This window comes from Phenylobacterium sp. (assembly GCF_030679875.1).
In the GTDB taxonomy this organism is placed as follows: domain Bacteria; phylum Pseudomonadota; class Alphaproteobacteria; order Caulobacterales; family Caulobacteraceae; genus Phenylobacterium.
Genome location: NZ_JAUXSP010000003.1, coordinates 124,028 through 143,689 on the forward strand (window position 1 = coordinate 124,028; position 19,662 = coordinate 143,689).

General features: G+C 68.7%; 18 protein-coding genes and 2 pseudogenes. 4 read left to right on the forward strand and 16 right to left on the reverse strand.

Annotated features, from left to right (window positions below):
• Positions 1-8: 8 nt before the first annotated feature.
• The 7 genes from Q8K84_RS02385 to Q8K84_RS02415 all read right to left on the reverse strand — a co-directional run bounded on the left by Q8K84_RS02385 (position 9) and on the right by Q8K84_RS02415 (position 7,883).
• Positions 9-680, reverse strand: coding sequence for a response regulator transcription factor (locus tag Q8K84_RS02385; RefSeq protein WP_305280289.1), 672 nt, complete (start codon positions 678-680; stop codon positions 9-11).
• Positions 681-709: 29 nt separating this feature from the next.
• Entirely contained in the window at positions 710-2,263 is a 1,554-nt protein-coding gene (locus Q8K84_RS02390; RefSeq protein WP_305280292.1) for a Do family serine endopeptidase, read from the reverse strand.
• A 130-nt stretch (positions 2,264-2,393) separates the two neighbouring features.
• On the reverse strand, positions 2,394-2,867 hold the full coding sequence (locus tag Q8K84_RS02395) for a cytochrome c-type biogenesis protein (protein WP_305280294.1): 474 nt from the start codon (positions 2,865-2,867) through the stop codon (positions 2,394-2,396).
• On the reverse strand, positions 2,864-4,882 hold the full coding sequence (locus Q8K84_RS02400) for a heme lyase CcmF/NrfE family subunit (protein ID WP_305280297.1): 2,019 nt from the start codon (positions 4,880-4,882) through the stop codon (positions 2,864-2,866). Before Q8K84_RS02400 ends, Q8K84_RS02395 begins: the two co-directional genes overlap by 4 nt.
• Complete coding sequence (ccmE, locus tag Q8K84_RS02405; protein ID WP_305280299.1) at positions 4,879-5,400, reverse strand: cytochrome c maturation protein CcmE; 522 nt, start codon at positions 5,398-5,400, stop codon at positions 4,879-4,881. The genes Q8K84_RS02400 and ccmE overlap by 4 nt, the downstream gene beginning before the upstream one ends.
• Positions 5,397-6,476: a c-type cytochrome biogenesis protein CcmI gene (gene ccmI / locus Q8K84_RS02410; RefSeq protein ID WP_305280300.1), complete on the reverse strand. Its 1,080-nt coding sequence runs from the start codon at positions 6,474-6,476 to the stop codon at positions 5,397-5,399. Before ccmI ends, ccmE begins: the two co-directional genes overlap by 4 nt.
• Before the next feature lie 69 nt (positions 6,477-6,545).
• Positions 6,546-7,883, reverse strand: coding sequence for a hypothetical protein (locus Q8K84_RS02415; protein ID WP_305280302.1), 1,338 nt, complete (start codon positions 7,881-7,883; stop codon positions 6,546-6,548).
• A 161-nt stretch (positions 7,884-8,044) separates the two neighbouring features.
• On the opposite strand from Q8K84_RS02415, the gene Q8K84_RS02420 reads away from it, so the two are divergent.
• On the forward strand, positions 8,045-8,677 hold the full coding sequence (locus tag Q8K84_RS02420) for a phosphohydrolase (protein WP_305280304.1): 633 nt from the start codon (positions 8,045-8,047) through the stop codon (positions 8,675-8,677).
• A 3-nt stretch (positions 8,678-8,680) separates the two neighbouring features.
• Here the strand turns inward: Q8K84_RS02420 and Q8K84_RS02425 are convergent, their stop codons facing one another.
• From Q8K84_RS02425 to Q8K84_RS02445, 6 genes and pseudogenes are all read right to left on the reverse strand, one after another.
• Positions 8,681-10,069 carry a sensor histidine kinase gene (locus tag Q8K84_RS02425; RefSeq protein ID WP_305280305.1) on the reverse strand — a complete coding sequence of 463 codons (1,389 nt, stop codon included), beginning with the start codon at positions 10,067-10,069 and terminating at the stop codon, positions 8,681-8,683.
• Between the two features lie 13 nt (positions 10,070-10,082).
• A complete protein-coding gene (locus tag Q8K84_RS02430) occupies positions 10,083-10,769 on the reverse strand; it encodes a response regulator transcription factor (protein ID WP_305280306.1) in 687 nt (228 codons plus the stop codon).
• 26 nt (positions 10,770-10,795) lie between these two features.
• On the reverse strand, positions 10,796-11,131 hold the full coding sequence (locus Q8K84_RS02435) for a PepSY domain-containing protein (protein ID WP_305280307.1): 336 nt from the start codon (positions 11,129-11,131) through the stop codon (positions 10,796-10,798).
• A gap of 97 nt (positions 11,132-11,228) precedes the next feature.
• A pseudogene (locus Q8K84_RS17350) lies at positions 11,229-11,636 on the reverse strand (DnaJ C-terminal domain-containing protein); the annotation flags it as partial.
• Positions 11,637-11,908: 272 nt separating this feature from the next.
• Positions 11,909-12,164, reverse strand: a pseudogene (locus tag Q8K84_RS17355) (J domain-containing protein); the annotation flags it as partial.
• 110 nt (positions 12,165-12,274) lie between these two features.
• Positions 12,275-12,742: a YcgN family cysteine cluster protein gene (locus tag Q8K84_RS02445; protein ID WP_305280308.1), complete on the reverse strand. Its 468-nt coding sequence runs from the start codon at positions 12,740-12,742 to the stop codon at positions 12,275-12,277.
• Positions 12,743-12,819: 77 nt separating this feature from the next.
• On the opposite strand from Q8K84_RS02445, the gene Q8K84_RS02450 reads away from it, so the two are divergent.
• Entirely contained in the window at positions 12,820-15,078 is a 2,259-nt protein-coding gene (locus Q8K84_RS02450; protein ID WP_305280311.1) for a PBP1A family penicillin-binding protein, read from the forward strand.
• A 17-nt stretch (positions 15,079-15,095) separates the two neighbouring features.
• Here the strand turns inward: Q8K84_RS02450 and Q8K84_RS02455 are convergent, their stop codons facing one another.
• From Q8K84_RS02455 to Q8K84_RS02465, 3 genes are read right to left on the reverse strand one after another with little or no spacing between them, the layout of a single operon-like run.
• Complete coding sequence (locus tag Q8K84_RS02455; protein WP_305280315.1) at positions 15,096-15,566, reverse strand: response regulator; 471 nt, start codon at positions 15,564-15,566, stop codon at positions 15,096-15,098.
• On the reverse strand, positions 15,553-16,560 hold the full coding sequence (locus tag Q8K84_RS02460) for a sensor histidine kinase (RefSeq protein WP_305280318.1): 1,008 nt from the start codon (positions 16,558-16,560) through the stop codon (positions 15,553-15,555). The genes Q8K84_RS02455 and Q8K84_RS02460 overlap by 14 nt, the downstream gene beginning before the upstream one ends.
• Before the next feature lie 2 nt (positions 16,561-16,562).
• The gene (locus Q8K84_RS02465) at positions 16,563-17,090 is read right to left on the reverse strand and encodes a methanogen output domain 1-containing protein (protein ID WP_305280321.1); all 528 of its coding nucleotides are present in this window, start codon (positions 17,088-17,090) and stop codon (positions 16,563-16,565) included.
• Between the two features lie 161 nt (positions 17,091-17,251).
• Between Q8K84_RS02465 and Q8K84_RS02470 the strand changes: the two genes are divergently transcribed.
• On the forward strand, positions 17,252-17,500 hold the full coding sequence (locus Q8K84_RS02470) for a hypothetical protein (RefSeq protein ID WP_305280323.1): 249 nt from the start codon (positions 17,252-17,254) through the stop codon (positions 17,498-17,500).
• 47 nt (positions 17,501-17,547) lie between these two features.
• Positions 17,548-19,380 (forward strand): ABC-F family ATP-binding cassette domain-containing protein, encoded by a 1,833-nt coding sequence (locus Q8K84_RS02475; protein WP_305280325.1) that lies wholly within the window; start codon positions 17,548-17,550, stop codon positions 19,378-19,380.
• Positions 19,381-19,662: the final 282 nt, after the last annotated feature.

A 19,662-nucleotide genomic window follows, 5' to 3' on the forward strand; every position in this document is an offset into this window, starting at 1 on the left:
CCCGGCCCTTAAGCGTCGAGCCGGTAGCCCGCGCCGCGCACGGTCTGCAGCATCGGCCGGTCGAAACCCTTGTCGATCTTGGCGCGCAGGCGCGAGACGTGCACATCGATCACATTGGTCTGGGGATCGAAGTGATACTCCCACACCTTTTCCAACAGCATGGTGCGCGTCACCGCCTGTCCGGCGTGGCGCATCATGAATTCCAGCAGCTGGAATTCACGTGGCTGCAGGTCGATCTCCTGACCCTGTCGGTGAACCGTGCGGCCAATCAGATCCATTTCAAGCTCACCGACCCGCAACAGCGTCTGGACCGAGCCGGTTTCGCGACGCCTCGCCAGGGCTTCGACCCGGGCGATCAACTCGGCGAAGGCGTAGGGCTTGACCAGATAGTCGTCGCCGCCGGCCTTGAGGCCGTCCACGCGGTCGTTGATCTCGCCCAGCGCCGAAAGGAACAGCACCGGAGTCTGATCGCCTTCCCGCCGCAGGGTCTCGACCAGGGTGACGCCGTCCATCTTGGGCATCATGCGATCGACGATCATCACGTCGAACTCGCCCCCTTGGGCCTCGGTCAGGCCTGCTTCGCCATCGGCGGCCGACACACAGACGTGGCCGCTCTCCGTGAGGCCGCGGACCATCACGGCGGCGGCCTCCAGGTCGTCCTCGACAATCAGTATCCGCATACCCGCCCCCGCTGAGTCTTGGCCCGAGCCTACTGCGCGATGTCCAGCGGTAGGAAGAGGGTGCGGCCATCGCGGCTCACCCCCAGAAGAATGCTCGGCCGACCGGCCTTGCGGGCGGCTTCCACCTCGGCGGACAGATCGCTTGGCGCTGTAATCGCGCGGCTGTTGACCCGGACGATCACATCCCCCCGTCGCAGGCCCTTGCGGGCGGCGTCAGACGAGGCCGAGAGCGCAGTCACCACGACACCGCGCACCTCGGCGGCGATGCCGAAGCTGCGGCGGGCGGCGTCGTCGATCGGCGCGAGGGTCATGCCCAGCACCTGCGGCGCCGCCGGCTGCGCGGGATTCTGGCCACGAGGCGTCGCCGGCCCGCCGCTATTGTCGTTGGCGGCCAGTTCACGCTCATTCGGGCGGACGCCGGACCGGACCTGAATGGTCCGGCGGGCCTCGCCACGAATGATCTCCAGTCGCAGGGTGTCGCCGGCCGTGGCCTTGGCGACCTCTCGGGTCAGCTCGGAGGAGGTGCCGACGGCGACGCCATTCACCGAAATGACCACGTCACCGGCCTGCAGGCCCGCCCGGGCCGATGGGCCACCCGGCACCGTGTCGGACACGATGGCCCCGCGCTGGTCGCCCAATCCCTGAGCCTGGGCCATTTCACGGGTGTAGTTCTGGATGGTGGCGCCGATATAGCCACGGGTCACGCTGCCGCTGGCGATCAGCTGCTTGGTGATGATGTCGGCGGTGGCCGCGGGAATGGCGAAGCCGATCCCCACCGAGCCGCCGGACGGCGAGAAGATGGCGGTGTTGACGCCGATCACCCGTCCATAGATGTCAAAGGTCGGGCCGCCGGAATTGCCCCGGTTGATGGGCGCGTCGATCTGGATGAAGTCGACGAAGGTCTCGCCGATGTCACGGCCGTAGGCCGAAACGATGCCCGAGGTGGCCGTGGCGGTGAGGCCAAACGGATTGCCCACCGCGATCACCCAGTCGCCGACCCGCGGCACGGCGTCGTTCTCAAAGCTCACATAGGGGAAGTTCGCACCCTTGACCTTCAGGACGGCCAGGTCCGTGGCTTCGTCGCGCCCGACGATCTCGGCCACCAGCTCGCGCTCATCCTTCAGGACGACCTTGATCTCCTCGGCGTTCTCGACGACGTGGTTGTTGGTGACGATGTAGCCGTCGGCGGAGATGAAGAAGCCGGAGCCCGCCGACATCTGGGTCGGACCCTGCTGCTCTTCTTCGCCTTCGCCCTCACCCTCGCCGCCCCTGGGGGCGCGGGGAATGATGCCGAAGGGCAGGCCCTCGAAGCCTGGAATCTGACGAAGCGCGCTGGCGTCGGCCCGGGAGGTGACGTTCACTGAGACCACGGCCGGCGAAACCTGCTCGAAGATGTCCGCGAAGGACAGAGGCGCGCCCGGCGGGGGCGCAAAGACCGGCGCTGTCGAAGCGCGGATCACCGGCATGGACGGCCCCGACTTTTCAGCCAGGGTCAGGCCGACATCGGTGGCCGCCAGGGCGGCCGCTGCGACGCCAATGCCGGCGACGGCGCCGAGAAGATATCCGGTCTTCTTAGATGTCATGGGCCTTCGATTCCTTGCGGGCTCTTCGGGTCATAGCACATGCCCGCCTTCCACTAGCTAGGATCGATGCGCCGATGTGCAACCGATCTCAACTTACCAATTCGCAAGCTGTAGCATCGGTTCGCGGCGCCTATGAGGCCGAACCAGGGTCCGAACGGGAAGCTTGCGAAAGGCGCGCCAAGGCGGCGGACTCCTCACTGGTGAGGTCAGGCTCGGGCGGCGGGACACGCCAGCGACGGATCAACAGGCCCGCGCCGGCCAGCACCACAAGCAGGGGCGCCAGCCACAGGGCGGCGTTGGCCCAGCTGAAACGGGGTTTCAACAGGACATATTCGCCGTAGCGGTCAGTGAGAAAACGGCGGACCTCGACGTCGCTGCGGCCCTGGGCCACCTCTTGCCGGACGATCGCCCGAAGGTCCTGAGCCAGTTCGGCGCTGGAGGCGTCGATAGACTCGTTCTGGCAGACCAGGCAGCGGACATCCTTGAAGAGGGCCCGGGCCCGGGCCTCCTGCGCGGGGTCAGCCAGCCGCTCGCCAGGGTCCGACGCCGCCCCCAGGCAAAGGACAGCACAGGCCATGGCCGCCCAACGCCCAAGGCCCTTCATGTCAATTCTCCCACAGGCTCTGGCTTCGCCGCTGGGGCCAGCGCCGGCGCCGCACGACGGCCGGCCACCAGCCGCAACCGGCGGTCAGACAGGGAGATCAGGCCGCCGAAGGCCATCAGGCCAGGCCCCAGGAAGATCAGCAGCGCCCAAGGATTCCAATAGCCAGTGACCAGCCAGACCGGGCCGCCGTCGACGCCGGTCCGTCGCTCGCCGAGCACCACATAGAGGTGGCTGAGGCCGCGGGTGCAGATGGCCACCTCCGAGGTGGTCTGGCCGCCGGCCGAATAGAGCCGCCGCTCGGGTCTGGCCATGCAGGCCAACGTCCCATCAGGCGCCGTGGCGCGCAGGGTGGCCTGTTCCGCCTCGTAGTTGGGGCCAAGCGTCGGCGCCACATCTTCAAGCGTAAGGACATAGCCCGCCACCTCGAGCCGCTGGCCAAGGGCCAACACCTCGGCGGTCTCGGCCTTCCAGGTGGTCTCGAACACCGCGCCAAGGACGAAGACGCCGAGCCCGGCATGGGCCAGCGTCATGCCCCAGGCGCCCCGGGGCAGGCCGCCAAGGCGGCGCAGGACTTCCCGCCCGGGAACACGGAACAGTCGGATCCGCTCGGCGACCTCGGTCAGGGAGCCGATGATCAGCCAGACCCCCAGGGCGAGGCCTGCGGCGCCGAAGAGGCTGCGGGGCTCGGCCAGCGCCAGGGTCGCCACCGCCGCCAGGGCGGCCAGCAGGGCGGCCACCCAGAGCCGCTGCAGGGCGGCGCCGGCGTCGGCCCGCTTCCAGGCCAGCAGCGGTCCGGCCGGCAGCAGGAGCAGCAGGATGAACATCAACGGCGTGAAGGTGAGATTGAAATAGGGCGGACCCACGGAGATGGCCTCGCCCGCCATGGCCTCGCGGATCAGGGGATAGAGGGTGCCCAGGAGCACCGTGGCGGTCGCCGCCGCCAGTAGGATGTTGTTGAGGACGAGCGCGCTTTCACGGCTGATGGGGGCGAACATGCCGCCCCGGGCCATGGCCGGCGCCCGCCAGGCGAACAGGGCGAAGCCGAGACCCGCTGTCACGCCCAGAATGGTCAGCAGGAGGACGCCCCGGGTCGGATCGACCGCAAAGGCGTGAACCGAGGTCAGCACCCCTGAACGGACCAGGAAGGCGCCGAGCATGGAGAAGGTGTAGCCCCCCAAGGCCAGGAAGATGGTCCAGCCCGGCAAGGCGCCGCGCCGTTCGGTGACGACGGCCGAATGCAACAGGGCCGTGGCGATCAGCCAGGGCATGAAGCTGGCGTTCTCCACCGGATCCCAGAACCACCAGCCCCCCCAACCCAGTTCGTAATAGGCCCAGAAGGCGCCAAGCGTGATCCCGACGGTCAGGGCGCTCCAGGCCGCCAGGGTCCAGGGCCTGACCCAGCGGGCCCAGGCGGCGTCGGCACGGCCTTCGACCAGGGCGGCGATGGCCAGGGAGAAGACCACCGAAAGGCCCACATAGCCCACATAGAGAAAGGGCGGATGCAGGATCAGGGCCGGATCCTGCAGCAGCGGATTGAGCGAGCGCCCTTCCACTGGCGGGTCAGCCAACCGCCAGAAGGGATTTGAGGCGAACACCGTATAGGCCAGGAAGGCGACGCCCAGGGCGCCCTGGGTAGCCACGGCCACGGCCTTCAGCCCCGCCGACAGCCCGCGTCCGTAACCGGCCAGCAGGGCGCCAAAGCCGGTCAGGGCCAGGCACCACATGAGCATCGAGCCCTCGTGACTGCCCCAGGCCCCGCCGACCCGATAGAGCAGCGGCTTGGCCGTATGTGAGTTGGCGGTGACATTGGCGACGCTGAAGTCGGACACGACGAAGGCGTAGACCAGGGCGGCGAAGGCCACGGCCAGGGCGGCGAAGGCCGACAGGGCCGCCCCCTCGCCGACCGCCGCCAAGACCGGGGAGCGACGGATTCGAGCCAGGGTCGAGGCGCCTGTCTGCAACACCGACAGAACCAGTGACAGGATCACGGCGAAGGCGCCGATCTCGACGATCATTGGCCTGCGCCTCCGGCGTAGGGCGCCGCGGCGGGGTCTCGGGCGTCGGGATCGCGGGGCGCGCCGTCGCCACGCCACTCGCCCTGTTCTTTCAAGGCGTTCTGCAGGTCCCGGGGCATGTAGGTCTCGTCGTGCTTGGCCAGCAGGCGACGGGCCTCGAAGACCCCGTCCTCGCGGAAGGCGCCGGTGGCGACCACGCCCTGTCCCTCGCGAAACAGGTCCGGCGGATCGCCCTGGAAGACCACTGGCGCTGCGGTGATCTGGTCAGCGACCACAAATTCCAGCCGTCCGTCGGGATGCTTCACCACGCTGCCGCCCTGGACGAGTCCGCCGAGCTGTATGGTTCGGCCAGGCTCGGGCCGCGTCTCGGCGGCCTGGGCCGGGGTGTAGAAGTAGGAGATCGAATCCGACAGACCCCAGAGTGTCAGGCCAACGGCCAGGGCCAGCACCGGCGCCACGGCCGACAGCACCATCAAACGGCGCCGCGCCTTGCGCGATTTGGGCAGCCAACCGGTCATCGCATGGGCTCCACAGCCGCCGCCTTGGCGAGCTCACTCAGTATCTGGGGGTTGTCCGCATAGCGCGCCTTGGCCTGGGTCAAAGCGGCGTCCCGGCGGGCGACGTCGCCCAGCACGCTGTAGGAGCGGACGAGGCGGACCCAACCCTCCGGATCGTCGGGCTCTGCAACCAGGCGTGCGGCGAGGCCATCGACCATGGCCGCGATCTCAGGCGCTCCGACCACGGCCGGCGCCGCCGGACGGGGACCAGATGAGACATCGGCGATCGCCGCCTGCAGGACCGGACGACGGGGATCGGCGGTGGGCAGATCGGACAGGAGCAGCCGCCATTGGGCGAGACCGGCCTCAACCTCGCCGGCCTCGATCTGGCCCCGGGCCAGGTGGAAGCGGGCCGTAGCGGCCTGGGGATCCTGCTCGAGGGCCCGCTGAAAGGCCGCCGCCGCCTGGGGGGTGACCTCTCCCTCCGCCGCGACCATCAGGGCCTCGCCGAGGGACTCCCACAGGTCGGCCCGGTCAGGCGCCAGGCGCAGGGCTTCGCGCAGGGCGCGCGCCGCGGCGCCGGCATCGCCAGAAGCCATTTCGGCGATGGCGAGGAATCGGTAGGGCTCGGGATCGGTGGGGCGCTCACCGGTGACCGACCGCAGCACCGCGGCCATGCGGGGGGCGTCCAGCTGGGTCGGCGGGGCGGCGCGCCACTGGTCCAATCGCTGGGCGTAGGGCTGGTCCCTGTAGCCGGGGGAGGCCAAGCCTAGATAGAGACCGAGGGCCGCCACCGGAGCCGCCACCGCCATAGCCAGCAGGACCGGGCGGGCCATCGCAGGGGCGGTCCAGGCCGGCCCCGCGGCGTTGGCGGCTGAAAGCAGACGGCGGGCGGCCTCGGCGTGCGTGCTGCGCCTTTCGTCGGCGGCGATCAGTCCCCGATCGGCCAGGTCCTCGATCTCGGAAAGCTGCCGCTGGTAGAGAGGAAGCGTTGAATCGGCGTCGCCGCCCCCGGCCATGGCGCGCGCAGCGCGGCGCAGGATGAGACCCGCTACAGCGGCCGACAGCACCCCAACCGCAATCCAGAATACGATCATGGACGGCGTTTAACCCAAAGCCCGGCGCGGCGCGAGAGGGCAGCAGCGACCGCGGCGTCAGATCGCGGGCTAGACCACCGCCAGCCTGCGACGCAGGATATCTGCAGCCTGGCGATCCCGAGCCAGGGCCACCAGTTCGATGGCTGCGGACAGCAGGGCCCGGGCGATTTCTGGGTCAGGGGCGTCGCCCTGCTTAAGGTGATCCAAGGCGTCCTCGACGAAGAGGTCGAGGTGAGCCTCAAGCGCCTCCATGACCTTGATGCGCGCCGCGGCGAACCCGCCATAGTTGGCGGCGCCGCGGATTTCCTGGGCGAAGGCCACCAGGGTCTTGGTCTTCTGTAGGGCGGCTGGGTCAGGCAGGGCGGTCAGGCGGGCGGCGTCCTTGGACACCCGCCCGATCCAGACCTGGGTCACCGGCAGGGTCAGGGACAAGGCCTTGTCGATTTCCCGCAGACGGCTCTCCACCTGGCGAGCAAGTGCTGACTTCTGCTTGGCCAGGCGGCCGCCCCAGGCGCCATTGCGGCTCAGCTCCACATTGCCTTCGAGCTCAGCGATCTGCGCCGTCACCGAGTCAATGGCCTGGGCCGCCGCGCGCACAGCGGGCATGCCGCCGCTTGAGTCGAATCCATCGATCTCGGCAAGCCCCGCATCGATCCCGTCGAGCACACTCAGGCCAAAGCCCGCCAGCTCCGATCCGGCCAGGTAGGTTTCCGGCGGCTTGTCCATCACCGCGCTGATCAGGCGAAGCACCATCCATCGGTGGGTCAGGTGGGCCGCGAGCATCTCGAAGAAGCGCGGGCCGGCGTCCTCGGCGATGGCGACTGAGTCCTTGTAGGCGATGCGCGCCAGGGCGGCGTCCTCGTCGGTCACCCGCTGGATCCAGCTGGGCAAACGCCCCACTGCGGCTCGAACGACCGGAGTCATCTGGAGGCATTCAGCCAGGAGCCGAGCCCCGTCAGGGCGGGCGGCGTCCGCAAGGTCCGCAGCGGCGGCGAACTTGGGATGATTGCGCTCGCGCACCCCCCGTGCGGCGCGACGCGCCAGGATATCGAAGGGCTCAGGCGAACTCTGATCGGCCTGAAACTCCTCGAACAGGGCCGCGGCCCGGCCGACCTCATGGGTGGCCTGGTCCCGCAGGGCGCGCCAAACCAGGGCGAGGGCGCGGGCCGGAAACGTCAGGCGATCCGTACGGCCATCGCCGACGCATAGGGGCGCAATGGGATGCAGGACCGCGTTGCGCAGCTGGCGATCCCGGGCCTCGGTCTCGACCAAAACCCGCACATCGACCAGTCCCGAATCACCGTCAGCGTTGCACAGGGCGCCGCGCAGATCGCCGACCACCCGATCCGGGGCGGATTCCACCATCTGACGCAGTATGGCCAGCTTCTGTTCGGGCAGACCGCCCATATAAAATCCTCGACGCGAAAGACAGCGTAGGCCTGACCCTGCCCCAGACGCGGTTAAGGCTTCCCTTAACCCTACCGGTCCACAGCCTGACCAAATGCCGCGGCGTGACGTCGCCCTTGGCCTGTGGAAAGCTGCCCGTCGCGTTGCTGTGGAGACCTCCAATGGACCGCGCCCAGGCCTGCGCCTTCTGGCTGGACTCCGGCCCGCCCTCCCCCGGCGGCGGGCTGGCGGGCGAGACCAAGGCCCGCCTGCGGGCCGCCTATGCCGAGCCCCATCGCCGCTATCACGACATGACCCACATCGCCGATTGCCTGGCAGAGCTGGCCGCCATCGAAGGCCTGGATGAGGCGCGCCGTCTACGCCTGGCCTATGCGATCTGGTGGCACGACGTGGTCTATGACCCGACGCGCAGCGACAATGAGGCGGCCAGCGCCGCCCAGGCCGGGCGCGACCTGGCCGCACTGGGCGAGGACGCCGCAACCTGCGCCGAGGTCGCCCGGTTGATCGAGCTCACCACGGGCCATCAGGTGGGGGATGATGATCTCGAGGGCGCCCTGTTGGTCTCCATCGACCTGGCCGTGCTGGGCCGCGCGCCGGAGGCCTATGACGTCTATGCCCGCGCCATTCGCCAGGAATACAGCCACGTCCCCGAGGCCTTCTTCCGCCCCGGTCGGGCCGCGGTCCTGAAACGAATCCTGGACGCCAGGCCCCTCTACCCCGACCCGGCCTTCCGGGCGCGCCTCGAGGATCAGGCCAGGGCGAATCTCAGCCGGGAAATCACCAACCTCCGCTGAGGCTCAGGTCTCGGCCCGCGGCAGATCGATGATCACCGACAGGCCCCCCAGCTTGGCGGCGTCCAGGTGAAGATCGCCCCCGTAGGCGCGGGCCAGTTCGTCAATGATGGAGAGGCCGAGACCTGAGCCCGGCGCGCTCTCGTCCAGACGCGCCCCCCGTCGCAGAACCTCAGGCCGGCGTTCCGGCGGCAGGCCTGGCCCGTCATCGTCGATGGTGAGCCTCAGGCGCTCTGGCGTCTGAGCGGTGGCCCGGACCCGGACCCGGCCCTGGCACCACTGAGCAGCGTTCTCCATGGCGTTGCCGGCGATCTCCAGCAGGTCCTGGCGCTCTCCCTGGAAGACCAGATCCTCGTCACAGTCCCAGTCGATGTCGACGCCCTTGTCCTGGAATATGCGCACCAGGGTCCGCGCCAGTTCGTCGAGCACCTCGGCGACATCGGTCCGCTCCCCACGGCCGGGGGTGCGGGCCGCCGCCCTGGCTCGGCGCAGGTGATGGTCGACCTGAAGCCGCATCACCTCGGCCTGTCGCTCGACCACCTCAGATAGGGGCCCCGGGGTTTGCCGCGCCTCGGTGAGCATGACCGAGAGGGGCGTCTTCAAGGCGTGGGCCAGGTTGCCCACATGGGTGCGCTGGCGTTCGACGACCTCCTGATTGTGGCTGACCAGGGCGTTCAGTTCCTCAGCGAGCGGCTCGAGCTCCACCGGATAGGCGCCGGCGATCCGCTCGGCCTTGCCACGCCGGACGGCCGCCACCTCCCGACGCAGAGCAAACAGGGGGCGCAGACCGAACCGCACCTGGAACACCACGGCCCCCACCAGCCCGGCGCCGAGCAGCAGGAAGGCCAGGGCCGTGGCGGTGATGAAACCGCGGACGTCGCGGTCGATAGGGGAGCGATCCTCGGCGGCCATGAAGATCAAGGGCGCCTCGCGCCCAGGCAGGGTGGCGCGGCTCGCCCGGGCGCGCAGAGGCTGGCTCAAGGGGCCGTTGGTCTCGTAGGTGACGGGCTGACCGGGCGCGGCTTCCACCCGGGCGACCAGGTCCTCAGGGGCGGCCAGCTCGGCGTCCCACAGGGAGCGGGAGCGGACGATAATCCGCCACTGACCGTCCGGGAGGGGTTCGACCACCTGCCAGTAGCGGCCGGAATAGGCCCGAAGCGCGCGGAGGTCGGTCAGGGCCGGCGCCAGGACCTGGCCGGTCGCGTCCACCGTCGTGCCCGCCAGGAGGTTATCGATCAGCTCGGCCAGACCCTCGTCGAACCGCCGCAGGGCCGCCTGCTGGAACAGCAGGGACAACACGACCGCTGAGATCAGCAGGACCGTCAGGCTCCAGCCGGCCGCCAGGATCACCAGGCGGCGGACCAGGGAGGCGCTCTGCAGGGCCGCCAGCTTCACCGTCTTAAGGGGCTCAAGTGGCGCTCGTCTCAGTCTCGTCGGCGGGACAGGTCAGCCGGTAGCCGAGGCCGCGCACCGTATCGATCCGGTCAGGGCCGATCTTCTTGCGGATGCGGCCTACGAAAACCTCGATGGTGTTGGAGTCCCGGTCGAAGTCCTGGTCGTAAAGATGCTCGACCAGTTCGGTGCGGCTGATCACCCGCCCCTGGTGCATCATCAGATAGTGCAGCAGGCGATATTCCAGCGAGGTCAGGCGCAGGGGCTCCCCATTGACCGAGGCCCTGGCCGCCCGGGGATCCAGCCGCAGGCCGCCGCAGGTCAGGTTCGGCGTCGCATGGCCGGCCGAACGGCGCAGCAGGGCGCGCAGGCGGGCCAGTAGTTCCTCGGTATGGAAGGGCTTGGTCAGGTAGTCATCGGCGCCGGCGTCGAAACCCGCCACCTTTTCGCTCCAGGCCCCGCGAGCGGTGAGGATCAGCACCGGCGTGGCCATCTCGCCGCGCCGCCAGCGCTCCAGCACCGAGACCCCGTCCACCTTGGGCAGGCCGAGATCCAGGATCACCGCGTCATAGGGCTCGGTCTCGCCCAGGAACTGGGCCTCCTCGCCGTCGGGGGCGTGGTCGACGGCGTAGCCGGCGTCCGAGAGGGCGCCCTTCAGCTGGCGCGCCAGATCCGGATCGTCTTCCACCAGCAGGATGCGCATGGCCTCGGCCTCCCTTGTAAGTCGTCTCAGCCGCCCTGGCGGCCGATGATCGCCCCGGACTCCGCGTCGGCGATGAAGATGATCACCTTTCCGTCCGGGGTCTGCCACTGGACGAAGTAGGCCGGGCGGCTCCCGTGAGTCCCCTGGGTCGTGTTCAGGTGGCGGCCCGGCGTGCGCTGGGCGATGGCCGACAGAACCTGTGACAGGGGCGCCTGGCGACCGGCGCGGACAGCGGCGCGCGCGTCGTCCTGATCACCACGACCCGCCCCGAAGGACGAGCGCAGGTCAGCCCCATACTGAGCCTGGGCGACGCCGGGGGCGCCTGCGGCCAGCAGCGCTGCGATGAGCACGAGGTGTTTCATGGATGCCGATCTAGGCCAGGACGACTGAACCGTGGCTGAACGTCCTGCTTATGAAGCCGCAGGCCGCCGCTGTCACCATGGGTGGGCGCCACCGCCCTCACGCGCCCCGGCGCGGCGCGGCCTTGGGCGGGTAGGGTCGCTTGGCCCGCCAGGTCTCGGCGAAGGCGGTCAGCTCAGCGTCCGGCTTTTCGGGCAGGGTGATGACCAGCCGCGCCAGGAGGTCGCCCCGCTGGCCGGCGGCGTCCGGCAGGCCCCGGCCCTTCAGCCGCAGCATGGCGCCGGCGTTGGCGCCCTTGGGCACGGTGAGGGTCACCGGTCCCTCCGGGGTGGGCGCCTCGACCTTGCCCCCCAGGACGGCGTCATAGACGCTGACGGGAAGATCCATGACCAGGCGATCACCCTCCCGGTGGAAGATGGGGTGAGGCCGGACCGTCAGCTCGATAAAGGCGTCGCCCGGGCCGGCCCGGCCCGGTGATCCCTGGCCCTTCAGGCGCAGGGTCTGACCCTCTCCGGCCCCCTAGGGGATGGGCACGTCGATGGTGCGCCCATCGGAAAAGGCTATCCGCTTCTTGCCGCCGGCGATGGCCTCCTCCAGGTCGATCTCCAGCTTGGCGCGCACATCGGCGCCCCGGGCGTGACCGCCTCCGAATCCCCCGCCCGAGCCGCGCGCCCCGCCGCGAGCGCCAAACATCTCCCCCAGAATATCGCCCAGATCGACCCCGTCGAAGGTCTCGCCCCGGGTCTGGCCGCGGCGGCCGCCCTCGAAGCCCCCGGGACTCCAGCCGCCCCCGAAGCCACGGCCGGTCTCGTGGCCGTCGGCGTCGATCTCACCGGAGTCGAACTTCTTGCGCTTGTCGGGATCGCCCAGGATATCGAACGCCGCGCTGACCCGCTTGAAGCGCTCTTCGGCGGCCTGGTCGCCGGGATTGGCGTCCGGGTGGTGCTTCTTGGCGAGGTTGCGGAAGGCCTTGCGGATCTCATCCTCGGCGGCGCCGCGGGGAACGCCCAGTTCCTGATAGGGATCGCGCGCCAAGGGATGACCTCTTCTTTCGTCCGGTATTGGCTATGGGCTCTAGATTGTGCGGCGCGCCAAGTCACGCAAGAGGCAATGTGACAAATTAGCCACACCCCTGTGTCGCAGGACTAGTCGCCGCTGCGATCATCCAGCAGATCCCAGGCGGCGTAGGACCAGGCGTCCTCTGGATCGGTCAGCTCATCCTCGCTCAGGGTCTGGCCCCGGATCGACACTCCCGCCTCATGGACGCTCTCGGGATCTCCCGTGACCAATGGATGCCAGGCTGGCAGGTCCTTGCCTTCGTGCAGCCGCCGATAGGCGCAGCTCAAGGGCATCCAGGGGAGTTTGGCGATATTGCCCGGGGTCAGCTTGATGCAGTCGGGCACATGTTTGCGCCGCTCGGCATAGTTGGAGCAGGCGCAGGTCTCTGTATCAAACAGCCGGCAATGCACGCGGGTGGGGATAACTTGGCCGCTGTCCTCGTCCTCAAAGCGAACCAGACAGCAGAGTCCGCAGCCATCGCATAGGCTCTCCCATTCCTGGGCCGTCATCTGCTGGAGGGTCTTGGCCTGCCAAAAGGGTTTGTGCCTGCTCACGGGACCGTCCTAAACCCAAAGCGCCGCCGCCGCCAAACGCTCGACGCCCTCCCGCCCGCCCAGAACCCCCGATAGACGTGAACGACTGGACCCTGGACCCCTATCGCTTCCCCGACGACGAGCCGGGACGGCCGCGCAAGCCGCGCGCGCCTCAGCCCCGTGCGGCCGCGCCGGACGGCCAGGATGCGCCCCCGTCCCGGCCGGTTGCGGATGAGGACGGCTTTGGCCGCCGCCCCCTGCCGCCGCCGATAAAGGCGGGCTCCGGCTCGGGCCCCGGCGATGGAGATGGAGATGGGCCCGGCGGGCCGTTCGTGATCTCCCAGGAGCCCAGGCGAGGCCGCCGCTGGGGCTGGGTCTGGAAGACCCTGATTGTCCTCGCCCTGCTCGTCGTCGCCGCGGTCATCGGCGGCGGCGTCTATCTGCAGCAGCGGTTTCTGCAGGATATCCCCGAGCTGCCCCCCCGCTCGCAGCTCTACGCCTTCAACCGGGCGCCCGGGATCAAGTTCTTCGACCGCAATGGCGAACTCATCGCCTCCCGGGGACCGCGATATGGTGACCGGGTGCGGCTCACCGATCTGCCGCCCCACGTGCCGCTGGCCTTCATGGCCGCGGAGGACCACCGGTTCTACCAGCATGGCCCCATCGATCTGCAGGCCATCGCCCGCGCCACCTATGTGAACTGGCGCGCTGGCCGGGTGGTCCAGGGGGGCTCGACCCTGTCACAGCAGATCGCCAAAAGCCTGTTCCTGACCCCGGACCAGACCTTTGAGCGAAAGATGCAGGAGGCGGCGCTCGCCTGGCGGCTGGAGCGGATGCTGACCAAGGACGAGGTGCTTGAACTCTATCTCAACCGGGTCTTCTTCGGCGCCAACACCTTTGGGGTGGACGGCGCGGCCCGCACCTATTTCGGCAAGCCCGCCAGCCAGCTGACCCTGGCGGAATCCGCTCTGCTGGCCGCCCTGCCCAAGGCGCCCTCGCGTCTGGCCCTGACCAATGACATGCCTGCGGCCCTGGTGCGTTCGCGCTGGGTGCTGCAGCGGATGCACGACACCGGCTGGATCACCCGGGAGGAGATGGTCCTGGCCCAGAGCCAGAGCCCGGCCCTGGCGCCGACGGCCACATCTACCGACGGTCCCTATGGCTACCTGCTTGACCACGCGACGAACGAGGTCCTGCGCCGGATCGGGCCGAACTCGCCGGACCTGCTGGTGCGCCTGTCCATCGACCCGGTGTTGCAGGACCAGGCTGCCGCGATCCTCAGCCAGATCATGGCCAGTGACGGAGTCACCGCCGGCGCCGAACAGGCCGCCCTGGTGACCCTGGGGCCCGACGGCTCGGTGCGCGCCATGGTGGGCGGGGTGGACTACGCCCGCAGCGTCTTCAACCGCGCCACCCAGGCCAAGCGCCAGCCGGGCTCGACCTTCAAGCCCTTCGTCTATGCCGCCGCCCTTGAGAAGGGGGTGCTGCCCACCGATGTGCGGGTCGATGGTCCGGTGCGGTTCGGTGACTGGCGGCCGGGCAATTATGGCGGGGGCTATCGTGGCCCGGTGACCGTCGAGACCGCCCTGTCGCGCTCCATCAACACCGTGGCGGTCAAGCTGGGCGCCGAGGCCGGCGGACCGGCCCTGGGCGATATCTCCCAACGGTTTGGACTGACCTCAATCCCGCGCAATCCTGACCTCTCGGTCACGCTAGGCGCCTATGAGGTGAACCTGCTCGAACTGACCAGCGGCTTCCAGGTCTTTCAGCAGGCTGGCGGGCGCCTGACGCCGTCGATCATCGAGGAAATCCGGACGGTGGATGGGCAGGCGGTCTTCTCGCGGGTCCCCTCCGGCCCCCTGCCGGCCCTCGACATCAGTCATGCGAGCATGATGGTGAAGATGATGAGCAAGGTGCTGGCCCCCGGCGGAACCGGCGCGCGGGCCGCCTTCGACTGGCCCGCGGCCGGCAAGACCGGCACCAGCCAGAACTGGCGCGACGCCTGGTTTGTCGGCTTCACGGCGGAATATGTCACCGGGGTCTGGGTGGGTAATGACGACGATACGCCCATGAACAGGGTCACCGGCGGGGCGATCCCGGCCCAGATCTGGCGGCGGCTGATGATCGAGGCGCACAAGGATCTGGAGGTCCGTGACTTCGACTGGCTGCTGCCTGATCCTGAGCCGATGTTCGACGTGGACCCGCGCAACACCTTCTATCAGGGTCTGGCTAGCGACTTCGCCAACGCCGCTGTCCGCGCTGAGCCGCCTCCCCTGCCGCCGCCGCCCAGTCAGCCTCAGCCAAGGGATGAATTCGACGCAAGCCGCCCGCTGCCGGAGGAAGACATCCCCTTCTGACGCCTCCGCCGACGGCGTCAGTTCAATGGGCGCGCAAACTGCAGTAGCAGTTCGGGGATCCTGGAGGCGACCACCGGCTTGGTGATCCAGCCGAGAGGTCTGGCTTCGGCGGCGCGACGCCGAACCTCGCTGTCATCGTGGGCGCTGACGAACACCGAAGGGATGTCATAGAGGCTGCGGGCGTCCCGCGCGGCTTCGACCCCGTCGCGATCGCCCAGCAGCCGGATGTCCATCAGGATAAGGTCGGGGGATTCCTGAAAGCAGATATCCAGGGCCTCCTCGGCCGAAGCCGCCACGCCCACCACCTCATAGCCGGCGTCCTCCAGGGCGGCCTGCCACTCGCCGGCCACCAGCCAGTTGTCCTCGGTGATCAGAACCCGGCGGCCCAGGGGAAAATCCGCGTCGGGCTGGCCGTCACCTTGAGACGGCCCATAGACACCATCCCGCGGGCCGCGGGACTGAAGACGGTACTGGTCAGGATAGGCCATGGCTCGCCTCGGAAAGCGGGAACGAGACAACGGCCACCGCGCCGCCGTCGGACTTGATGACGAGATGGCCGCCGATCTGGCGACAGAGCCCCCTTACGAGGCCGAGGCCAGAAGACGTGGGGCCAGAGGCGGCAGGCGCAAAGCCTGGACCATTGTCCCGTACCGTCAGCACAGCCTCGCGCCCTGTGCGCACGAAGTCCAGGGACACCGACGCCCCTGGGCCGGCGGCGTATTTCACCGCATTGGTCAGCAGCTCGTTGGCGATCAGCGCCAGGGGGAAGGCCAGATCGTTAGGGGCGATCACCGGCTCGGCCCGCACCTCGATGGCGATCCGCACACCCGCCAAGGACTGAACGGTCTCAGCCAGGGCGGTGAGCATCTGATCGACCCGCAGCCCGTGGGCGGAGTCTTCAGAGTACATGAGCCGCTGAGCGTCAAAGAGCGCCGAGAGCTTGGACTGCAGCATCTTCACAAACTGCTTGCGGCCCGGATCGTCACTCTCGCGCCCGGCGGTCGAGACCAGGGCCAGGATCATCTGCAGATGATTTTTCACCCGGTGCTGAAGCTCGCGGTAGAGCACCTTGTTGTGCGCCAGGGACTCTTCCAATTCGGCCTGCACCCGCCGGCGCACATTGATCTCGGCGTTGAGTTCCCGGACCTGGGCGGTCAGGGCGGGGAACTGATCCCCCGTCACGTCACGCAGCTTGACGACATAGCCGATCTCGCCCTCCTGCCGCAGGGCGAGCGCCTCGACCTTGGCGTCCGGTTCAGACGGCACGGCCCCGGCCAGACGCAGGGCGCCCAGCACAGGATCGGCTGACCCCGAGGCGCGCTCCAGGAGGTTTTGCAAGCCCTCCAGATCTGCAAACAGGTGACGCCAACTGTCAGCCCCATCGCCAAACCGGGTCCTCGCGGGTCGGTTCATGTCGGTAATGCGCCCGTCGCCGGCGAAGATGACGACCGGCTCCCGGATAAGCTTGGCGATCGGGTGCATGGTCAGTGGTCGGCCAACTCAGGCCTCACCCGACGGAAGTACTCCCGGGCCTCTCCGCCATCGTCCTTGGGCGTCAGATAGACGGTGACATGACAACCTGGGTCCCCCCGGGCGATGGCCTTGTCGATCTGCACCCGGGCATAGCCGAGGTTCTCACCAGCGACGTGACCAAACACATTGGACGTCATCATGCACAGGGCCGGACGGCCAGCCACGAACTCCCCGAAGGGACAGGAGTTGCTGGCGAAGACAATCCGGTCTTCTCGCTGCTCGACGACGTAGAAATCGCCCTTGATCCGCTGCTTGAGGTCGACCAGCACCTGGGCCACCTGATCAGCCGACAGGCGGTCGACCGCCAGGGCGGCGCGGTACTTCTCGTCGAGCGCCTTGCCCACAGCCGCGCCCACGACGCTGATATAGCCGGAGGCTTCCTCGAGTCCGACGACGTCCTGCAGAGCGCCTGACAGCTCGCGCAGCAGGGTGCGCAGGAACATGTCCCGTTCAAGATCGATTTCCAGATGATCCAGCATCACCAGGGGGCCTCCAGCCGCGACCAACGCTGCACTTTGGCAGCCGGACACAACCTATAGATTGTACCCTCCGGCCGGTGGAAGGGGTTTTCCCGCACGACTTTGCGGGAACAAACCGCCTCGCCCTTGACGCGCCGGTCCAATCAGCGGCCCGGATAGGGATGGCGAAAGAAACCGTGCACATCCTGCAGTCCTACGTGGCTGGCCGTGGCAAGGCCTTGAAGGCCGAGCAGCAGGTCGGCTGCGCCAGCGCCGAGGAGGCCCGTCGCAAGGCCGAGCGCCTGGCGCCCCTGCGGGTGGCGGTGGTGGCCTTCTCGGTCTCCGCCGACACCGAGATGGGCGACTATGATGAGAACCCGGTGATCCTCTTCCGGTCGGGCCCCTTGCCGCCGCCATTTGACGAGAGCTGACCAGGGTTTGTCGCCTGCGCCCTTGCGGGGGCGCCAAAGCGCGCTATGTGCCTAGCCCTATGAAGCCCCCCGTTCTCGCCCTGAAGAATGTTCGTCTCGCCGACGGGCCCCGCATGCTGTTTGACGGCGTCGATCTGGCCCTGGAGCCCCGCAGCCGCGCCGCTCTGGTCGGGCGCAATGGGGCGGGCAAATCAACCCTGATGCGCATCCTGGCTGGCCTGACCGAAGCCGATGACGGCGAGCGCGCCGTAACGCCGGGCACGACGGTCGCCTATGTGTTGCAGGAGCCCCAGATCCAGGGTGACACCCTGCTGGACCACGCCACCGCCGGGGGCGCAGCGCCCCATGAGGCCGCCGCGGCCCTGGAGAGCTTCGGCCTCGATCCCGCCAAGGCCGCGACCGGCCTGTCCGGCGGTGAGACCCGCCGGGTGGCCCTGGCCCGGGCCCTGGCCGAGGACCCCGATGTCCTGCTGCTGGACGAGCCGACCAATCACCTGGACATCCTGGCCATCGAGACCTTGGAGGGCGCCATCGCCGCCAGCCGGGCCAGCGTGCTGATCGTCAGCCACGACCGCGCCTTCCTGGAGCGTGTGACCCAGCGCTGCTTCTGGCTGGAGAACCGCAAGGTCCGAAAGCTCGACCGGGGCTTTGGCGCCTTCGACGCCTGGGTGGAGCAACTCACCGCCGCCGAGGCTGACGAGGCCCGGCGCCAGGACAAGGCCCTGGAGCGCGAGACCCACTGGCTGGCCCGCGGCGTCACCGGCCGCCGGGCCCGCAACGAGGGCCGTCGCCGCAGGCTGATGGAGATGCGCGAGGCCAAGGCCGACCGACTGCGCGACACCCGTGGTTCAATGTCCATGGGCGTGGCCTCGGCTGGAACCTCCGGCCAGCGGGTGGTCGAGGTGAAGGGTCTCTCCAAGAAATTCGGCGATCGGGTGATCCTGGAGGACTTCTCCACCCGCATCCTGCGCGGCGACCGGATCGCCGTGGTCGGTCCCAACGGGGCGGGCAAGACAACGCTGGTCAAGCTTCTGCTGGGCGAACTGCCCGCCGACTCCGGCCAGGTGATCCTCGGGACCAATCTGGAGGTGGCCTATATCGACCAGGCCAGGGCCGACCTGAAGGAGGACATGCTGCTGAAGGATGCGCTGGCCCCGCTGGGGGGCGACCAGATCATGGTCCGCGGCGCGCCCAAGCATGTGGCCGCCTACGCCAAGGAGTTCCTGTTCACCGACGCCCAGATCCGCCAGCCGGTCCGAAGCCTTTCAGGGGGGGAACGCAACCGCCTGCTGCTGGCCCGGGCGCTGGCCCAGCCGGCCAATCTGATGGTGCTCGACGAACCCACCAACGACCTGGACATGGAGACCCTGGACCTCCTGGAAGAGATGCTCTCGGACTATGAGGGCACCCTGATTCTGGTGAGCCACGACCGTGATTTCGTCGATCGGCTGGCCACCTCGACCATCGGCCTCAATGGACGCGGCCAGGTGGTGGAGACGCCCGGCGGCTGGCTGGATTTTCTGAGCCAGAACCCCGGCTTCTTCGGCGTGTCTCCAGCCAAGGCTCCAGGCGGGCGGCGAGGCCAGACAGCGGCCAGCGCGCCGGCCGCCGCCGCGGCGCCAGCGACCACCAAGCCCGCAAAGCTCACCTATAAGGAACAGCGCCGCCTCGATGAGCTGAACGGCCTGATCGCCGATCTGCCCGGCAAGATTGCGGTTCTCGAAACCCAGCTGGCTGATCCCGCGCTCTATGGCCGCGATCCCAATGCCTTCGACAGGTTTGGCCATGCCCTGGCGACGGCGCGGGAAAAGCTGGAGGCCGCCGAAATGGAGTGGCTGGAGCTCGAAGAACGCCGGGAGGGCCTGGAGACGGGCCGCTAGGCGATCGGCCCACAGCTTCCTGTGGACAACCTTTTTGCTTGAATCTGTTCGGGAATTCTGGAGGCCCCCACAGGGTGTCCACAGCTTGTCCACGGATCGGCCACAGCATTTCCAGAGCAGGCCAAACTCGGGCGCTTGCTGCATAGCGGGTTCTGGAGCAACGTCAAGGGGTCGAGAGGGACCGCAGCCCTGGCCGACCGGGAAACCGGGACGCAAACGGAGCGGAAGGTTCCAGGACTGACGGCGACGGGGCGACCCAGCGCCTGAGTTCGAAGGACACCG

Coding starts and splice junctions, on each gene's coding strand:
- Q8K84_RS02385 (WP_305280289.1), bottom strand. CDS start 680: ATGCGGATACTGATTGTCGAGGACGACCTGGAGGCCGCCGCCGTGATG.
- Q8K84_RS02390 (WP_305280292.1), bottom strand. CDS start 2,263: ATGACATCTAAGAAGACCGGATATCTTCTCGGCGCCGTCGCCGGCATT.
- Q8K84_RS02395 (WP_305280294.1), bottom strand. CDS start 2,867: ATGAAGGGCCTTGGGCGTTGGGCGGCCATGGCCTGTGCTGTCCTTTGC.
- Q8K84_RS02400 (WP_305280297.1), bottom strand. CDS start 4,882: ATGATCGTCGAGATCGGCGCCTTCGCCGTGATCCTGTCACTGGTTCTG.
- ccmE (WP_305280299.1), bottom strand. CDS start 5,400: ATGACCGGTTGGCTGCCCAAATCGCGCAAGGCGCGGCGCCGTTTGATG.
- ccmI (WP_305280300.1), bottom strand. CDS start 6,476: ATGATCGTATTCTGGATTGCGGTTGGGGTGCTGTCGGCCGCTGTAGCG.
- Q8K84_RS02415 (WP_305280302.1), bottom strand. CDS start 7,883: ATGGGCGGTCTGCCCGAACAGAAGCTGGCCATACTGCGTCAGATGGTG.
- Q8K84_RS02420 (WP_305280304.1), top strand. CDS start 8,045: ATGGACCGCGCCCAGGCCTGCGCCTTCTGGCTGGACTCCGGCCCGCCC.
- Q8K84_RS02430 (WP_305280306.1), bottom strand. CDS start 10,769: ATGCGCATCCTGCTGGTGGAAGACGATCCGGATCTGGCGCGCCAGCTG.
- Q8K84_RS02435 (WP_305280307.1), bottom strand. CDS start 11,131: ATGAAACACCTCGTGCTCATCGCAGCGCTGCTGGCCGCAGGCGCCCCC.
- Q8K84_RS02455 (WP_305280315.1), bottom strand. CDS start 15,566: ATGGCCTATCCTGACCAGTACCGTCTTCAGTCCCGCGGCCCGCGGGAT.
- Q8K84_RS02460 (WP_305280318.1), bottom strand. CDS start 16,560: ATGCACCCGATCGCCAAGCTTATCCGGGAGCCGGTCGTCATCTTCGCC.
- Q8K84_RS02465 (WP_305280321.1), bottom strand. CDS start 17,090: ATGCTGGATCATCTGGAAATCGATCTTGAACGGGACATGTTCCTGCGC.
- Q8K84_RS02470 (WP_305280323.1), top strand. CDS start 17,252: ATGGCGAAAGAAACCGTGCACATCCTGCAGTCCTACGTGGCTGGCCGT.